At 63.8% G+C, this 14,895-nt stretch carries 13 protein-coding genes; 5 read left to right on the top strand and 8 right to left on the bottom strand.

Annotated features, from left to right (window positions below):
• Positions 1-5: 5 nt before the first annotated feature.
• From mrdA to LDZ27_RS14125, 4 genes are all read right to left on the bottom strand, one after another.
• Positions 6-2,273 carry a penicillin-binding protein 2 gene (mrdA, locus tag LDZ27_RS14140; RefSeq protein ID WP_244814682.1) on the bottom strand — a complete coding sequence of 756 codons (2,268 nt, stop codon included), beginning with the start codon at positions 2,271-2,273 and terminating at the stop codon, positions 6-8.
• Positions 2,274-2,371: 98 nt separating this feature from the next.
• Positions 2,372-2,884, bottom strand: coding sequence for a rod shape-determining protein MreD (gene mreD, locus LDZ27_RS14135; protein WP_244814681.1), 513 nt, complete (start codon positions 2,882-2,884; stop codon positions 2,372-2,374).
• Positions 2,881-4,008 (bottom strand): rod shape-determining protein MreC, encoded by a 1,128-nt coding sequence (gene mreC / locus LDZ27_RS14130; protein WP_244814680.1) that lies wholly within the window; start codon positions 4,006-4,008, stop codon positions 2,881-2,883. Before mreC ends, mreD begins: the two co-directional genes overlap by 4 nt.
• A 184-nt stretch (positions 4,009-4,192) precedes the next feature.
• Complete coding sequence (locus LDZ27_RS14125; RefSeq protein ID WP_004189550.1) at positions 4,193-5,236, bottom strand: rod shape-determining protein; 1,044 nt, start codon at positions 5,234-5,236, stop codon at positions 4,193-4,195.
• Positions 5,237-5,614: 378 nt separating this feature from the next.
• Between LDZ27_RS14125 and gatC the strand changes: the two genes are divergently transcribed.
• From gatC to LDZ27_RS14100, 5 genes are all read left to right on the top strand, one after another.
• Positions 5,615-5,914, top strand: a complete 300-nt coding sequence (gene gatC, locus LDZ27_RS14120) for an Asp-tRNA(Asn)/Glu-tRNA(Gln) amidotransferase subunit GatC (RefSeq protein WP_244814679.1) — start codon at positions 5,615-5,617, stop codon at positions 5,912-5,914.
• A 73-nt stretch (positions 5,915-5,987) separates the two neighbouring features.
• Complete coding sequence (gene gatA, locus LDZ27_RS14115; RefSeq protein WP_244814678.1) at positions 5,988-7,478, top strand: Asp-tRNA(Asn)/Glu-tRNA(Gln) amidotransferase subunit GatA; 1,491 nt, start codon at positions 5,988-5,990, stop codon at positions 7,476-7,478.
• A 2-nt stretch (positions 7,479-7,480) separates the two neighbouring features.
• Positions 7,481-8,950 carry an Asp-tRNA(Asn)/Glu-tRNA(Gln) amidotransferase subunit GatB gene (gene gatB / locus LDZ27_RS14110; RefSeq protein WP_244814677.1) on the top strand — a complete coding sequence of 490 codons (1,470 nt, stop codon included), beginning with the start codon at positions 7,481-7,483 and terminating at the stop codon, positions 8,948-8,950.
• Between the two features lie 123 nt (positions 8,951-9,073).
• Positions 9,074-9,913 (top strand): PPK2 family polyphosphate kinase, encoded by an 840-nt coding sequence (locus LDZ27_RS14105; RefSeq protein ID WP_244814676.1) that lies wholly within the window; start codon positions 9,074-9,076, stop codon positions 9,911-9,913.
• 36 nt (positions 9,914-9,949) lie between these two features.
• Positions 9,950-10,723: an exodeoxyribonuclease III gene (locus tag LDZ27_RS14100; RefSeq protein WP_244814675.1), complete on the top strand. Its 774-nt coding sequence runs from the start codon at positions 9,950-9,952 to the stop codon at positions 10,721-10,723.
• Here the strand turns inward: LDZ27_RS14100 and LDZ27_RS14095 are convergent.
• The 4 genes from LDZ27_RS14095 to LDZ27_RS14080 are packed head-to-tail and all read right to left on the bottom strand — an operon-like array spanning position 10,720 to position 14,726.
• Positions 10,720-11,646, bottom strand: a complete 927-nt coding sequence (locus LDZ27_RS14095; RefSeq protein ID WP_244814674.1) for a M48 family metallopeptidase — start codon at positions 11,644-11,646, stop codon at positions 10,720-10,722. The genes LDZ27_RS14100 and LDZ27_RS14095 overlap by 4 nt on opposite strands.
• The gene (locus LDZ27_RS14090) at positions 11,643-12,929 is read right to left on the bottom strand and encodes an AmpG family muropeptide MFS transporter (RefSeq protein WP_244814673.1); all 1,287 of its coding nucleotides are present in this window, start codon (positions 12,927-12,929) and stop codon (positions 11,643-11,645) included. Before LDZ27_RS14090 ends, LDZ27_RS14095 begins: the two co-directional genes overlap by 4 nt.
• A gap of 46 nt (positions 12,930-12,975) precedes the next feature.
• Entirely contained in the window at positions 12,976-13,584 is a 609-nt protein-coding gene (gene metW, locus LDZ27_RS14085; protein WP_244814672.1) for a methionine biosynthesis protein MetW, read from the bottom strand.
• A complete protein-coding gene (locus LDZ27_RS14080; RefSeq protein ID WP_244814671.1) occupies positions 13,581-14,726 on the bottom strand; it encodes a homoserine O-acetyltransferase in 1,146 nt (381 codons plus the stop codon). Before LDZ27_RS14080 ends, metW begins: the two co-directional genes overlap by 4 nt.
• Between the last annotated feature and the right edge of the window lie 169 nt (positions 14,727-14,895).

Here is a 14,895-nt window from a genome sequence, read left to right as displayed (position 1 = left end):
GTTCCTTATTCGTCGATGCCGCCGGTCGGCGCGAAGGTTCGTACGCCGTCGTCGGAATTGCCGCGCACCATCGTGGGCGTCGGCTCCGTCGGCGCGTTCTTCTTGCCGCGCTTGCGTCCGGCCGCAGGCGCCGCCGACGACGCCGGCAGCGCCGCAGCCGGAGCCGATCCGGCACGCGCCGCCGATGCCGACACCGCAGGCGCCGACGCCGCCTTCGCGACGTCCCGATTCGACGCAGCCGAGGGCGAGAACGCCGGCGACTGATTTATCACCGACGCGGGCAGCGCCACCGCAGCCGGCGGTTGCGTGCCGCCGATCACCGGAAGTCCGGCGTCTTCCGTCGCGGATGCGGCGGCGGCGACCGCAGCGGCTTCGGCGCCGGGCTTCATGCGGTCGATCAGGTAATAGTCGAGCACTTTGCGCGCGATCGGGCCGGCGGATTCCGCGCCCCAGCCGCCGTTTTCGACGATCAGCGCAAGCGCGATCTTCGGCTGCTCGGCCGGCGCGAACGCGATGAAAAGCGCGTGGTCGCGCAAGTGTTCCGCCGTCGCGTGGCCGTGGTAGTTCGCGCCCTGCAGCGAATAAACCTGTGCGGTGCCGGTCTTGCCCGCCGCCAGATATTGCGCGCCCGCGAACACCTTCGCCGCCGTGCCGTTCGTCACGACGCCTTCCATCGCGCGCTTGATGACGTCGATGTCCTGCTGGCGCACCGGAATCTTGTCGCTCGGATCGCGCACGACAGGGCGAACCGCCTTGCTGATCGGATTTTCGATATCGCGCACGAGGTGCGGCTTCATCACGATGCCGTTGTTCGCGAGCGTCGCCGTGGCGTGCGCGAGTTGCAGGATCGTGAACGAGTTATAGCCCTGGCCGATGCCGAGGCTGATGGTTTCGCCTTCGTACCAGCGCTGCTGCTCCGGCTTGCGATACGCCTTGCGCTTCCATTCCGTCGACGGAAGAATGCCGCGCGCCTCGCCCGCGATGTCGATGCCGGTGATCTGCCCGAAGCCCCACGGTTTCATGAAGCCCGCCATCGCATTCACGCCGAGGTCGCGCGCGAGCATGTAGAAGTACGTGTCGTTCGAGACGACGATCGCGCGGTTCATGTCCACCCAGCCCTGGCCCGAGCGCACGTCGTTGCGGAACGTGTGGCCGCCGAACGTGAAGTAGCCCGGGTCCTGAAAGCCCCAGCCGGGCGTGCGCTTGTGCAGCGTGAGCGCGGCGAGCGCCATGAACGGCTTGTACGTGGAGCCGGGCGGATACGTGCCGTGCAGCGGCCGGTTCAGAAGCGGATGATCGGGCGACGTGTTGAGCGCGTCCCACGTCGGCTGGTCGATGCCATCGACGAAGGAATTCGGATCGAAGCTCGGCGCCGAGACGAACGCGAGGACGTCGCCGGTGGAAGGCTCGATCGCGACGAGCGCGCCGCGCTTGCCCGCGAACGCCTGCTCCGCGACCTGCTGCAAGCCGATATCGAGCGACAGCACGAGATTGTTGCCGGGCGTCGCCTGCGTGCGCGACATCGTGCGGACAGGACGGCCGCCCGCGGTCACTTCCACTTCCTCGAAGCCGGTCAGCCCGTGCAGTTCCGTCTCGTAACTTTGCTCGACGCCGATCTTGCCGACGTAATCCGTGCCCTTGTAGTTGTTCGCGTCGAGGCGCGGATCGTAATGGTCCGAGTTCTCGTCGTTGGCATCGCTTGCATCGTCGATGCGTTCCTGATCGCGCTGCGAAATGCGGCCGATATAGCCGATCACATGCGCGGCCGTCGTGCCGAGCGGATATTGGCGGAAGAGGCGCGCACGCACTTCGACGCCCGGAAAGCGGAAGCGCTGCGCGGTGAACTTGGCGACTTCTTCGTCGGTGAGGCGCGTGCGGATCGGCAGGCTCTCGAAATTCTTCGAGTCCTCGAGCAGCTTCTTGAAACGCCGGCGGTCGCGCGAATCGATGGGAATGACTTGCGACAGAGCGTCTATGACTTCGTCGAGCGTCCCGTTGATCTTCGACGGCGTGATCTCCAGCGTGTACGCCGAGTAATTCTTCGCCAGCACGATGCCGTTGCGGTCCGTGATGATGCCGCGGTTCGGCACGATCGGCGCAACGGAAATGCGATTCTCGTTCGCCTGCAACGAGTATTTGCTGAAGTGCCAGACCTGCAGGTACAGGAAGCGCAGGCCGATCAGCCCGAAGCAGACGAACACGAACAGTCCCGCCGCCGCAACGCGCAGGCGGAACTTCGACAACTGTTGCTCGGTGTTCTTGATTTCGGTCATGCAGGTTTCGCGAGTTTTCGCGATCTTTCGCGATTCAAGTGTAGTCCGCGCGCGGGGCGATCAGCGCCTGGCTTCGCGAGCCGGCGCGCGAGCAGCGCTCAGATGGGGCGCGTGTCGTCGGGATCGGCTGCGCGCCGTTGCGGCATCAGAAGCAGGAAGCTCGCGATTGGCCAAAGCAGCGCTTCGACGAATCCGTTCACGAGATAGCTCCAGCCGGGAAACGCGGCGCCGGTCATCAGACGGATGACGAACGGCACGAGATGCGCGCCGACGAGCAGCGGTGCGACGACGAACATCTGCACCGGCAGCGACATCCACAGCACGCGCCGGTGAATGGTGATCGCGCCATAGGACAAGAGCGTGTAGGCGAGCGCGTGCTCGCCAAGCAGGTTCGCGCTGTGGACATCCATGAGAAGCCCGAGCAAAAACGCGATGCCCATGCCGACCTTGCGCGGCTGCTGCACGTTCCAGAACAGCAGCACGAGCGCGACGAAATCCGGCACGCCGACGAGCCGGCCCCACGGCACCAGATTCAGCAGGAACGCGGCGGCGAGGCTGAACGTGATGAAGTACGGATTGACCGGCTGAAGAATGTATTGCGGGCGATTCATCGCGCGGCTCCCGATGATGCGGGTCTCGGCGCGTGCGCCTTTCTGCCCGGTTTCGCCGCTGCGCTGGACGCCGCTTTAGGCGCGGCAGCTTTTGCCGCCGGCTTTGCGGCGGGCGTTGCGGCTGTGGCCGCGCTCGCGGGTGCCGCGGCTGCCGCTGCGCCGCTTGCACCGCTCGCGCCGCTCGCGCTCGCGGCGGCTGCCGCCTTCGGCGCGGGCTTTTTCTTGCCCTTGTTCTCTTTCGCTTCCTTCGCGGCAGCGGCGGCTTCGACTTCGATCGGATTCGGCGGCACGTTCACGTTGTAATGCAGCACGAGCAGTTGGCGCGCGCCGCGCACCGCCGCGACCGGCACGCAGACCACGCGCGCGAACGCCGTGTCCGCCTGCTTGTCGACGCGCAGCACCTTCGCCACCGCGAGCCCCGGCGGATAGACGCCGTCCAGACCGCTCGTGACCAGTTGATCGCCGGCTTGCACGTCGGCGCTGATCGGCACGAAACGCAGATCGAGCGTGTCGCCCTTCGGCGTGCCGTAGATCACGCTGCGAAGCCCGGTGCGCGCAATCTGCACAGGCACGGCCTGGTCCTTGTCCGTCAGCAGCGTGACTTCGGACTGAAGCGGAAACACACGCGTTACTTGCCCGATCACGCCTTCTTCGTCGACGACCGGCGCGCCGTCCTGGATGCCCTGCTGCGAGCCCTTGCCGATTACCACCTTCTGCGTGAAAGGATCGCGCGTGTCGTACTGGATTTCGGCGGGCGTGGTCTGCGTGGTCGCGCGCGACTGCAGATTCAACAGCGCGCGCAGATGCGCGTTCTCGATGCTCAATTGCGCGGCATCGCCGGCCTTGACGGACAGTTCGAGATTCTTGTCGGCGAGCTTGCGGTTCTCGCTGCGCAGCGTGGCGCTCGTCACGGCGAGGTCGGCGGCGCCCATGAAGATATCGCGCGGAACGAGCGCCGCGCGCTGCAACGGATACAAGCCGGCGCCGAGCATGCCGCGCACGATTTCGAGCGTACTGAAGCGGGCGTCCGAGATCAGCAGCGTGATGGCGAGCACCACGAAGAATATGAGACGCGCGAGCGCGGAGGGGCCTTGCTTGAAGAGTGGCGGCGGACTGTATTCCATGGTCAGCGCCGAGGGCGTGAGCAAGTGGATGATGCTGCAGGCTTTGTCGCTCGTGGCGGAACCTGCCCTACGCTGTTTCGACAACGGCCCGGACTGATGCCGGGCCGTGCGCGCGTCGCGTTACGCGAAAGTGCCTTGGATCGTTCGCGGCGGCGCGCAGATAGTCGGGCGCCGGAAGCCGGGGTCACTCGTAGGAGAAGATGCTGCCGAGCTTGTCCATGCGCTCGAGCGCCATGCCCGAGCCGCGCACGACACAGGTCAGCGGATCTTCGGCGACCAGCACGGGCAGGCCCGTTTCTTCGGCGAGCAGGCGGTCGAGATCGCGCAGCAGCGCGCCGCCGCCCGTCAGCATCATGCCGCGCTCGGCGATGTCCGCGCCGAGTTCCGGCGGCGTCTGTTCCAGCGCGATTTTCACCGACGAGACGATCTGGTTCAGCGGGTCGGTGAGCGCTTCGAGGATTTCGTTGCTCGAAATGGTGAAGCTGCGCGGAATGCCTTCGGACAGATTGCGGCCCTTGACTTCCATTTCCTTCACTTCGGAGCCGGGGAACGCCGAGCCGATTTCCTTCTTGATGGCTTCGGCCGTCTGTTCGCCGATCAGCATGCCGTAATTGCGGCGGATGTAGTTGACAATGGCTTCGTCGAACTTGTCGCCACCGACGCGCACCGAACCCTTGTACACGATCCCGCCGAGCGAAATGACGCCGACTTCCGTCGTGCCGCCGCCGATGTCGACCACCATCGAGCCGGTTGCTTCCGACACCGGCAGGCCCGCGCCGATTGCGGCGGCCATCGGCTCTTCGATCAGATAGACCTGCGACGCGCCCGCGCCGTGTGCCGCTTCCTTGATGGCACGGCGTTCGACCTGCGTGGAACCGCACGGCACGCAGATGATGATGCGCGGCGACGGCGAGAACATGCGGGATTCGTGTGCAGTCTTGATGAACTGCTTGATCATCTGCTCGGTCACGGTGAAGTCGGCGATCACGCCGTCTTTCATCGGACGAATGGCTTCGATGTTGCCCGGCACCTTGCCGAGCATCTGCTTCGCTTCCTTGCCGACAGCCTGAATGGTCTTCTTGCCGTTGGGGCCGCCTTCTTGACGGATGGAAACGACTGACGGCTCGTCGAGGACGATGCCCTTGCCGCGCATGTAGATCAGCGTGTTGGCGGTGCCGAGATCAATCGCCAGGTCGTTGGAAAAATAGCTGCGCAAAAAGCCGAACATTCAAAAATCCTGTCTCGCTGGGTAGCCGTGCCTCGCTAAGAGCGCCGGGGACGGCAGCGGAAAAAATAACGGTTTGCCGGGACGGCGAAAAGGGCCGCCGTGAGTGCAAATCCGAGCAGAAATCTACCGCGGAGTTGAACGTGCCACGCAAACGTTTCTCGCAAAGCATTGATACAGGGAGAAAGCCGCTGACAGGTCGATCCGGATGTGAGTCGAACGTGTAATGATACCTTATAATTTGGGGGTTTCTATAGGAAAAGGACGGCACTTTTTGCCATCCTCGGCCCCGCTTCGACGGCTTTCCGCCAGCTTCGTAACTCTCTGTTACAGCGACTGTTTCTGGCGTGGGAGTTGTTCATGTTTTTCTCCGGTGATCCCATGTCATTGACCCTGACCGACGTTAAACGCATCGCGCATCTCGCGCGGCTCGAACTGCCCGAGCACGAGGCCGAACCGACGCTCGCGCGCCTCAACGATTTCTTCGGTCTCGTCGAGCAGATGCAGGCGGTCGATACCGCGGGCATCGAGCCGCTCGCGCATCCCATCGACGCGATCGAGGAAGTCGCGCTGCGATTGCGCGACGACGCAGTCTCAGAGCAAGTCGATCGCGAAGAGTTCCAGCGTTGCGCGCCGGCCGTGCAGGACGGGCTGTATCTCGTGCCGAAGGTGATCGAGTGAGCGCGGTTCGCACGCGCATCGAAACAAGGATCTCGCGCCTGGCGTGAACCGCCGCGCTCATCAGGGAACTGCAATGCATCAGAAAAGCTTGACCGAACTGCGCGCCGCGCTCGACTCGAAGGAGATTTCCGCCGTCGAGCTCGCGCAGTCGTATCTGGAACGCATCGAAGCCGCGAAGGAACTGAACGCGTTCATCGGCGTGGACCGCGACCTCACGCTCGCGCAGGCGAATGCCGCCGACGCGCTCATTGCGCAAGGCAACGCGGGTCCGCTCGCGGGCCTTCCGATCGCGCACAAGGACGTCTTCGTCACGCGCGGCTGGAAGTCGACGGCCGGCTCGCGCATGCTCGAAAACTACGCGAGCCCGTTCGATGCGACGGTCGTCGAACGCCTGTCGCGCGCGGGCATGGTGTGCCTCGGCAAGACCAACATGGACGAGTTCGCGATGGGCTCGTCCAACGAGAACTCGTACTTCGGCGCGGTGAAGAATCCGTGGGACGCGAAGGCCGTGCCGGGCGGCTCGTCGGGCGGTTCCGCCGCAGCGGTGGCCGCGCGCCTCGCGCCCGCTGCAACCGGCACCGACACCGGCGGCTCCATTCGCCAGCCCGCGTCGTTCACGGGCATCACGGGTATCAAGCCGACTTATGGCCGCGTGTCGCGCTACGGGATGATCGCGTTCGCGTCGTCGCTGGATCAGGGCGGCCCGATGGCGCAGACCGCCGCCGACTGCGCGCTCCTGCTCAACGCGATGGGCGGCTTCGACGAGCGCGACTCGACGAGCCTGCAGCGCGACGACGAAGACTACACGCGCTATCTCGGCAAGAACTGGAGCGATGACGCCTCCAAGCCGCTCAAAGGCTTGCGCATCGGCATGCCGAAGGAGTATTTCGGCGCGGGTCTCGCGGACGACGTGCGCGCCGCGATCGAAGCCGCGCTGAAGGCATACGAAGCGCTCGGCGCCACGCTCGTCGAAGTGTCGCTGCCGAAGACCGAGCTTTCGATTCCCGTGTACTACATCATCGCGCCGGCGGAGGCATCGTCGAATCTGTCGCGCTTCGACGGCGTGCGCTACGGGCATCGCGCAGCGCACTACACGGACCTGCTCGACATGTACAAGAAGTCGCGCGCCGAAGGCTTCGGGCCGGAAGTGAAGAGGCGGATTCTCGTGGGCGCCTACGTGCTCTCGCACGGCTACTACGACGCGTACTACCTGCAGGCGCAGAAGATTCGCCGCATCATCGCGCGCGACTTTCAGGAAGCGTTCAGGCAGTGCGACGTCATCATGGGGCCGGTCGCGCCGTCGGTGGCGTGGAATCTCGGTGAAAAGACCGACGATCCGGTGCAGATGTATCTCGCGGATATCTACACGCTTTCCGTCAGCCTCGCGGGCCTTCCGGGCATGAGCGTGCCGTGCGGCTTCGGCGCCGGCGCGAACGCGAATCGGCCGGTCGGTCTGCAGATCGTCGGCAACTATTTCAACGAAGCCCGGATGCTCCAGGTCGCCGACGCGTTCCAGCGCGCGACCGACTGGCACCGCAAGGCACCATCGGCATCGGGAGTGTGAACATGCAGTGGGAAGTCGTCATCGGTCTGGAAACGCACGCGCAGTTGTCCACCGTCTCCAAGATTTTTTCGGGCGCGCCCACGCAGTTCGGCGCCGCGCCGAACACGCAGGCATGTCCCGTCGATCTCGCGCTGCCCGGCGTGCTGCCGGTCATGAACCGGGGCGCCGTGGAGCGCGCGATCCGCTTCGGTCTCGCGATCGGCGCGCACATCGCGCCGCGCAGCATCTTCGCGCGCAAGAATTATTTCTATCCCGATCTGCCGAAGGGCTATCAGATCAGCCAGTACGAGATTCCCGTCGTGCAGGGCGGCACGATCACGATTCAGGTTCCGGCCAATGAAAAGTCGGGGAAAGAAGCGTATTCGAAGACCGTCAACCTGACGCGCGCGCATCTCGAAGAGGACGCCGGCAAGTCGCTGCACGAAGACTTCGCGGGCATGACGGGCATCGACCTGAATCGCGCGGGCACGCCGCTGCTCGAAATCGTGACCGAGCCGGAAATGCGCAGCGCGGCCGAAGCGGTCGCGTATGCGAAGGCGCTGCACGGTCTCGTCGTGTGGCTCGGCATCTGCGACGGCAACATGCAGGAAGGCTCGTTCCGCTGCGACGCGAACGTGTCCGTGCGTCCGGTCGGCCAGAAGGAATTCGGCACGCGCGCGGAAATCAAGAACCTGAATTCGTTCCGCTTTCTCGAAGAAGCCATTCATTACGAAGTGCGCCGCCAGATCGAGCTGATCGAGGACGGCGGCACCGTGGTTCAGGAAACGCGCCTTTACGATCCGGACAAGCGTGAAACGCGCTCCATGCGCAGCAAGGAAGACGCGCACGATTACCGCTATTTCCCCGACCCCGACCTCATGCCGCTCGTGATCGACGCGTCGTGGATCGAGCGCGTTAAAGGCGAACTGCCCGAACTTCCGTCGGACATGCAGAAGCGCTTCGTCGAAACGTATGGCCTCACGCCGTATGACGCGGGCGTGCTGACGTCCTCGAAGGCGATGGCCGCGTATTTCGAAGCGGTCGTCGCGAACGCGGGCGCGGGCCAGGCGAAGATCGCCGCGAACTGGCTGATGGGCGACGTTTCCGCGCAGTTGAACCGCGAATCGCTGGATATCGCGCAATCGCCGGTTTCGGCCGCGCAACTCGCGCTCGTGCTTCAGCGTATCGCGGACGGCACCATTTCCAACAAGATCGCGAAGGACATCTTCCAGTCGATCTGGGAAGAGAAGGCGACGGACGAGGGCGCGGCGGACCGCATCATCGAGGCGAAGGGTCTCAAGCAGATTTCGGACACCGGCGCGCTGGAAGCGATCATCGACGACGTCCTCGCCGCGAATCAGAAATCCGTCGACGAATTCCGCGCGGGCAAGGAGAAGGCGTTCAACGCGCTGATCGGCCAGGCAATGAAGGCGACCAAGGGCAAGGCCAATCCGCAGCAGGTCAACGAATTGCTGAAAAAGAAGCTTGGCTGAGTCAGCGAGCAGGGCGGCGCGGAGGCGGTCGTATCGCTAGCTGATTCCAGAGAGCAAGACTCACGGGCTGTTGCCGGTTCAGGTTGGCAGCAGCCCGTTTTCATTGGAAAGGGTGAAAAAGACATGGCAAAGAAACCCGATCTGGACGACTTTCGCGTCCCCTCCTTCGACGGCGGCAAGAAGCTCAAATCGTTCGACATCGCTTCGGTGGATTCCTCCGCGAAGCCATTTTCCACGGGTTCGAAAGATGACGACCGCGCGCGCCTGACCGAAATCGGCACGCAACTCGACGAGCTGCAGGAAAAGCTGCACGCGCAGCGTCGCCGGCGCGTTCTGCTCGTGCTGCAAGGCATGGACACGAGCGGCAAGGACGGCACCGTGCGCGGCGTGTTCCATGACGTCGATCCGCTCGGCTTGCGCATCGTGCCGTTTCGCGCGCCGACCGAGCGCGAACTCGCGCACGACTTCCTCTGGCGCGTGCACGCGCAGGCGCCGATGGCCGGCGAATTCGTCGTCTTCAACCGCAGCCACTACGAGGACGTGCTCGTGCCGCGCGTGCAAAAGGGCATCGACGATGACGAATGCGAGCGGCGGTATCGGCATATTCGTGAATTCGAGGCGCTGCTCGCGGATTCGGGCACGACCATCGTCAAATGCTTCCTGCACATTTCGAAGGACGAGCAGCGCAAGCGCCTGCAGGCGCGCATCGACGATCCGACGAAGCACTGGAAGTTCGATGTCTCCGACCTCGACGCGCGCAAGCTCTGGGACGACTATCAGCAGGCGTATTCGGTGGCGCTCGGCGCGACCTCGACGGACTACGCGCCGTGGTACATCATTCCGGGCGATTCGAAGACGCATCGGAACCTGATGGTCGCCGAACTCGTCTTGCGCACGATGCAGGGCATGAAGCTCGAATTTCCGCCGGCGAAGGAATCGCTCACGGGCGTGAAGGTCGAGTGATTCGACTCACTCCAAAACTTAGAAGAAAGGAAGCGTATGTTTCGCGTCATCACCGCCAATCTGAACGGCATCCGTTCGGCTGCCAAGAAAGGCTTCTTCGACTGGTTCGGCGAGCAGGATGCCGATGTCGTGTGCGTGCAGGAAATCAAGTGCTCGCAAGACGATCTCACGCCCGAGTTTCTCGCGCCGCACGGCTTTCAGGGCTACTTCCAGCACGCGGTCAAGAAGGGTTACAGCGGCGCGGGCGTCTATACGCGCCATGAACCGGACGACGTGATCATCGGCTTCGGCAGCGAGGAGTTCGACGCGGAAGGCCGTTACGTGGAAGCGCGTTTCGGCAAGCTCTCGGTGGTGTCCGTGTACGTGCCGTCGGGATCGAGCGGTGAAGAGCGCCAGCAGGCGAAATACCGTTTCATGGACGAATTCATGCCGCATCTCGCCCAGCTTTCCAGCGAGCGCGAAGTCATCCTGTGCGGCGACGTGAACATCGTGCACAAGGAAATCGACATCAAGAACTGGAAGAGCAACCAGAAGAATTCCGGCTGCCTGCCCGAAGAACGCGCGTGGCTCACGAAGCTATTCGACGACGTCGGTTATGTCGACGTGTTCCGCACGCTCGATTCGCGCCCCGAGCAATATACGTGGTGGAGCAATCGCGGTCAGGCGTATGCGAAGAACGTCGGATGGCGCATCGATTATCAGATCGCGACGAAGGAAGTCGCCGCCACCGCGAAGCAGACGTCGATCTTCCGCGACATCAAGTTCAGCGACCACGCGCCGCTCACCATCGATTACGACTGGAAGCGCTAAGGTCCGCTCTTCTTGAACCGCCCCATGCCCGCGTAAGTCGGCAACGCGTCGATGCTCTTGCCGATCGCCTTCGCATACAGCGGCATCATGTCGGGCATGCGCTTGAGCAGATCCTGCTTGCGGTCCTGCCCGTAGGGATGCATCCAGATGAAGCCGTTGTCGGCGCGGCGCGTGGCCGTGTCGATCTTGTTCCATAGCGTGACGGCGGCGCGCGGATCGTAGCCCGCGCGCGACGCGATCTCGCTGCCGATCACGTCGGCTTCCGTTTCGTCGGCGGGCGAATAGCGCATGGCGAGCAGTTGATCGCCGATGCCGAGCGGCGTCGAACCGACGTCCGCGAAGCCGAAAAGCTGCGGCATGGTGCCCGCCGTCAGTTGCGCGGCCTGCTGGCGTCCGAGCCGCTCGCGCGCGTGTTCGCGCAGCGCATGCGCGATCTCGTGGCCGATCATCATGCCGATCTCGTTGTCGTTCAGGCGCAGCTTCTCGATCAGCCCGCTATAAACCACGATCTTTCCGCCCGGCAGACAGTACATGCGAATCTCGCTCGACCGCACGACGTTCGTTTCCCACTTCCAGCCCTTCGAGCGATCGTTCCACTTGAGCGCGAACGGAATCTCGTGATTCGCGATATCGCGCACGCGCTTGACGAGCGCGTTGTCGTCGCCGAGAAGCCGCTTGTTGCGCTCGGCCTCGCGGATGATCTGCGCGTATTCGTCGGCGGACTGTTGTTCGAGCGTCGCAGGCGGAATGAGATTCCGAAAGAGCGCTGTGTTGCCGAAGCGAATCTGGTTGTTCGGCGCGGTGTAGGGCGGCGGCGCGCGGTCTTCGTCCTGCGCACGCGCCCACGGCGAGGCGAGCGAAGCAAAAGCCAGTGCGCAGAGCACGGCGCGCAGCGGCCGGTTGGTCGATATCCGCACCGTCATCGTTTTGGTCTCCAGGGCGCGATCAGCGGCAACAGTAACATGCCCGGAATCGACAGCGCGATGCAGACAATGAAGTACTCGAACCAGCCCGTCTGCGCGACGATGAAGCCGCTCACCGACGACACCAGCGTGCGCGGCACGGCGGCGAGGCTCGTGAAGAGCGCGAACTGAGTCGCGGTGTAGCGCGGGTCGGTGGTGCTCGCGATGTACGCGGTGAACGTGGCGAGCGTGAGGCCGGTGCTGAACGTTTCGAAGCCGTACAGCACGGCGAGCGCGAGCGGCGACGGCCCGATCTTCGCGAGCCACGCGAAACCGAAGGTCGCGAGAATCTGCAGCACGCCGAAGATCCACAATCCGCGCGCAATGCCGATCTTCACGAGAAACACGCCGCCGACGATCCCGCCCGCGATGCTCGTCCAGAACGCGACCGTCTTCGCGATCACGCCGATCTGCGTCATCGTGAAGCCGATATCGAGAAAGAACTTGGTGGCGAGCGCGGTCGCCATGGTGTCGCCGAGCTTGTACAGGAAGATGAAGCCGAGCACGAGCAGCGCGGCGCGCCAGCCATCGCGCGTGACGAATTCGTGAAACGGCTCGATGACGGCATCGCGCAGGCTTTTCGGCGGCGCGCCGTGAATCTCCGGTTCCTTCACGAAGAGCGTCGTGACGATGCCCGGCACCATGAACGCCGCCGTCACGAGAAAGACGGTCTTCCACGGCGCATGACTCGCCAGAATGAGCGCGAGCGATCCAGGCACGAGCCCCGCGATCTTGTACGCGTTCACATGCACCGCGTTGCCGAGGCCCTGCTCGTTGTCATGCAACAGTTCGCGGCGATACGCGTCGATGGCGATGTCCTGACTCGCGCTGAAAAGCGTGAGCAGGCCGGCGATCGCGGCGACGGTCCAGATGTTCTGCTGCGGCGAAGTGAAACCGAACGCGGCAATCGCCAGCATCACGAACACTTGCGTGATGAGCATCCAGCCGCGCCGTCGGCCGGGCCGCCAGAACGGCAGACGCGGAACGTAGCGGTCCATCAGCGGCGCCCAGACGAACTTCCACGTATAGGGAAGCCCGAGCAGCGCGAAGAGGCCGATCTGCTTGACGTCGATGTGTTCTTTCGTGAGCCACGCCTGCAAAAGGCTCAACTGGGTGAAAAGCGGCAGCCCGGAAGCGAAGCCGAGCGAGATGCAAATGAGGATGCGCGCGTTGAGAAACGAGCGCCAGCCGGGATGATCTTCGTGAGCAGTTAAAGCGGGCGCCTCGTGTGGCGTGTCGGGCATGTCGATGATGGAAAAGCGTTGTCGATGCGCGATGCGCCGGGACGCATCACCGGCGCTTCACGCGATAGACCGCAAGACTACCACGCCAGTTCGCGCCCCAACGGATGGACTGCCCGCCGTGCAGCACCACGCGATCGAGAATCTCGATGCCCACTTCCGGCGCGAGCGCCTCGAAGTCCTTGATCGTCAGAACGCGCACGTTCGGCGTGTTATGCCATTGATACGGCAGCGATTTCGACACCGGCATGCGTCCCTGAATGACGGCCAGGCGATGCGGCCAATACCCGAAGTTCGGAAACGACACGATGCACTCGCGCCCGACGCGCACCGTCTCGCGCAGGATCGCGGCGGTCTGGTGAATGGTCTGCAGCGTTTGCGAGAGGATCGCGAAGTCGAAGCTGTCGTCTTCGAAGAGGCGCAAGCCGTCTTCCAGATTCTGCTGGATCACGTTCACGCCCTTCTGCGCGCACGCGAGCACGCCGGCATCGTTGATTTCGATGCCGTAGCCGTTCACTTCGAGTTCTTCGCCAAGCAGCGACAGCAGCGAGCCGTCGCCGCAGCCGAGATCGAGCACGGTCGCGCGCGGTTCCACCCAACGCGCGATGGCGCGAAAGTCCGAACGCAGCGCGAGCGAATCAAGCGTGTTCTGGTTCATGCGCCGATCTCCGTGGCGATGCGTTCGTAATAGGCGCGCATCAGGTTGTGATAGCGCGCGTCGTCGAGCAGGAAGGCGTCGTGGCCGTGCGGCGCGTCGATTTCGGCGTAGCTCACGGTGCGCTTGTTGTCGAGCAGCGCCTTCACGATCTCGCGCGAGCGCGCGGGCGCGAAACGCCAGTCGGTCGAGAAGCTCGCGATCAGATACTTCGCCTGCGTGCTCGCGAGCGCGCGCGTGAGATCGCCGTCGTAGGCTTTCGCGGGATCGAAGTAATCGAGCGCGCGCGTGATGAGCAGGTACGTGTTGGCGTCGAAGTATTCGGCGAACTTGTCGGCCTGATAGCGCAGATACGATTCCACTTCGAACTCGACGTCGAAGTTGAAGTTGTACGCGTCGAGCGCGCCTTCGGCGCGGCGCAGCGCGCGGCCGAACTTCACGGCCATGTCGTCATCGGACAGATACGTGATATGGCCGATCATCCGCGCGACGCGCAGGCCACGGCGCGGCTTGACGCCATGCGCGTAATAGTCGCCGCCGTGGAAGTCGGGATCGGAAAGAATCGCGGAGCGCGCCGTTTCGTTGAACGCGATGTTCTGCGCCGAGAGCTTGGGCGTCGATGCAATGACGATGCAATGCCCGAGCCGCTCCGGATACATCATGCTCCACGCGAGCGCCTGCATGCCGCCGAGACTGCCGCCCATGACGGCCGCGAATCGTTCGATGCCGAAGCGGTCCGCGACGCGCGCCTGCGCGTGCACCCAGTCCTCCACCGTGACCACGGGAAAGCTCGCGCCGTAAGGCTTGCCGGTGGCGCGATCGATGCTCATCGGGCCTGTCGAACCGAAGCACGAGCCGAAGTTGTTCACGCCGATCACGAAGAAGCGGTTCGTGTCGAGCGGCTTGCCCGACCCGACCATGTTGTCCCACCAGCCGATGTCCTTCGGATTGTCCGCATGAACGCCCGCGACATGATGCGATGCGTTGAGCGCGTGGCACACGAGCACCGCGTTCGAGCGCGCGGCGTTGAGCTCGCCATAGGTTTCGACGACGAGTTCGTAATCGCCGAGCGAACTGCCGCTTTGCAGGACGAGCGGCGTTTCGAAACGCAATGTTTGGGGAGTGACGATGCCGATGGATTCCATTCATTCCGCCTTTTACAGGGCGGCTAAACGGTGTCGGCTGTGCGCGGAGAATGGGCGCGGCTGACGACCTCTTTAGCCGCATTTATAGTGAACCGCAGGGCATGGCCCTCGGTTCGCGCGCCCGCAATCGAGTCAGCAAATCGGCGCGTTTGAATTCAGATTAGCGGTG

Origin of the sequence: Caballeronia sp. Lep1P3, assembly GCF_022879595.1 — a bacterium.
Lineage (GTDB): Bacteria > Pseudomonadota > Gammaproteobacteria > Burkholderiales > Burkholderiaceae > Caballeronia.
This window is presented reverse-complemented; position numbering and strand designations above follow the sequence as displayed.

Coding starts and splice junctions, on each gene's coding strand:
- gatC (WP_244814679.1), top strand. CDS start 5,615: ATGTCATTGACCCTGACCGACGTTAAACGCATCGCGCATCTCGCGCGG.
- LDZ27_RS14125 (WP_004189550.1), bottom strand. CDS start 5,236: ATGTTCGGCTTTTTGCGCAGCTATTTTTCCAACGACCTGGCGATTGAT.
- LDZ27_RS14100 (WP_244814675.1), top strand. CDS start 9,950: ATGTTTCGCGTCATCACCGCCAATCTGAACGGCATCCGTTCGGCTGCC.
- LDZ27_RS14105 (WP_244814676.1), top strand. CDS start 9,074: ATGGCAAAGAAACCCGATCTGGACGACTTTCGCGTCCCCTCCTTCGAC.
- gatA (WP_244814678.1), top strand. CDS start 5,988: ATGCATCAGAAAAGCTTGACCGAACTGCGCGCCGCGCTCGACTCGAAG.
- LDZ27_RS14090 (WP_244814673.1), bottom strand. CDS start 12,929: ATGCCCGACACGCCACACGAGGCGCCCGCTTTAACTGCTCACGAAGAT.
- LDZ27_RS14080 (WP_244814671.1), bottom strand. CDS start 14,726: ATGGAATCCATCGGCATCGTCACTCCCCAAACATTGCGTTTCGAAACG.
- mrdA (WP_244814682.1), bottom strand. CDS start 2,273: ATGACCGAAATCAAGAACACCGAGCAACAGTTGTCGAAGTTCCGCCTG.
- gatB (WP_244814677.1), top strand. CDS start 7,481: ATGCAGTGGGAAGTCGTCATCGGTCTGGAAACGCACGCGCAGTTGTCC.
- mreD (WP_244814681.1), bottom strand. CDS start 2,884: ATGAATCGCCCGCAATACATTCTTCAGCCGGTCAATCCGTACTTCATC.
- metW (WP_244814672.1), bottom strand. CDS start 13,584: ATGAACCAGAACACGCTTGATTCGCTCGCGCTGCGTTCGGACTTTCGC.
- mreC (WP_244814680.1), bottom strand. CDS start 4,008: ATGGAATACAGTCCGCCGCCACTCTTCAAGCAAGGCCCCTCCGCGCTC.
- LDZ27_RS14095 (WP_244814674.1), bottom strand. CDS start 11,646: ATGACGGTGCGGATATCGACCAACCGGCCGCTGCGCGCCGTGCTCTGC.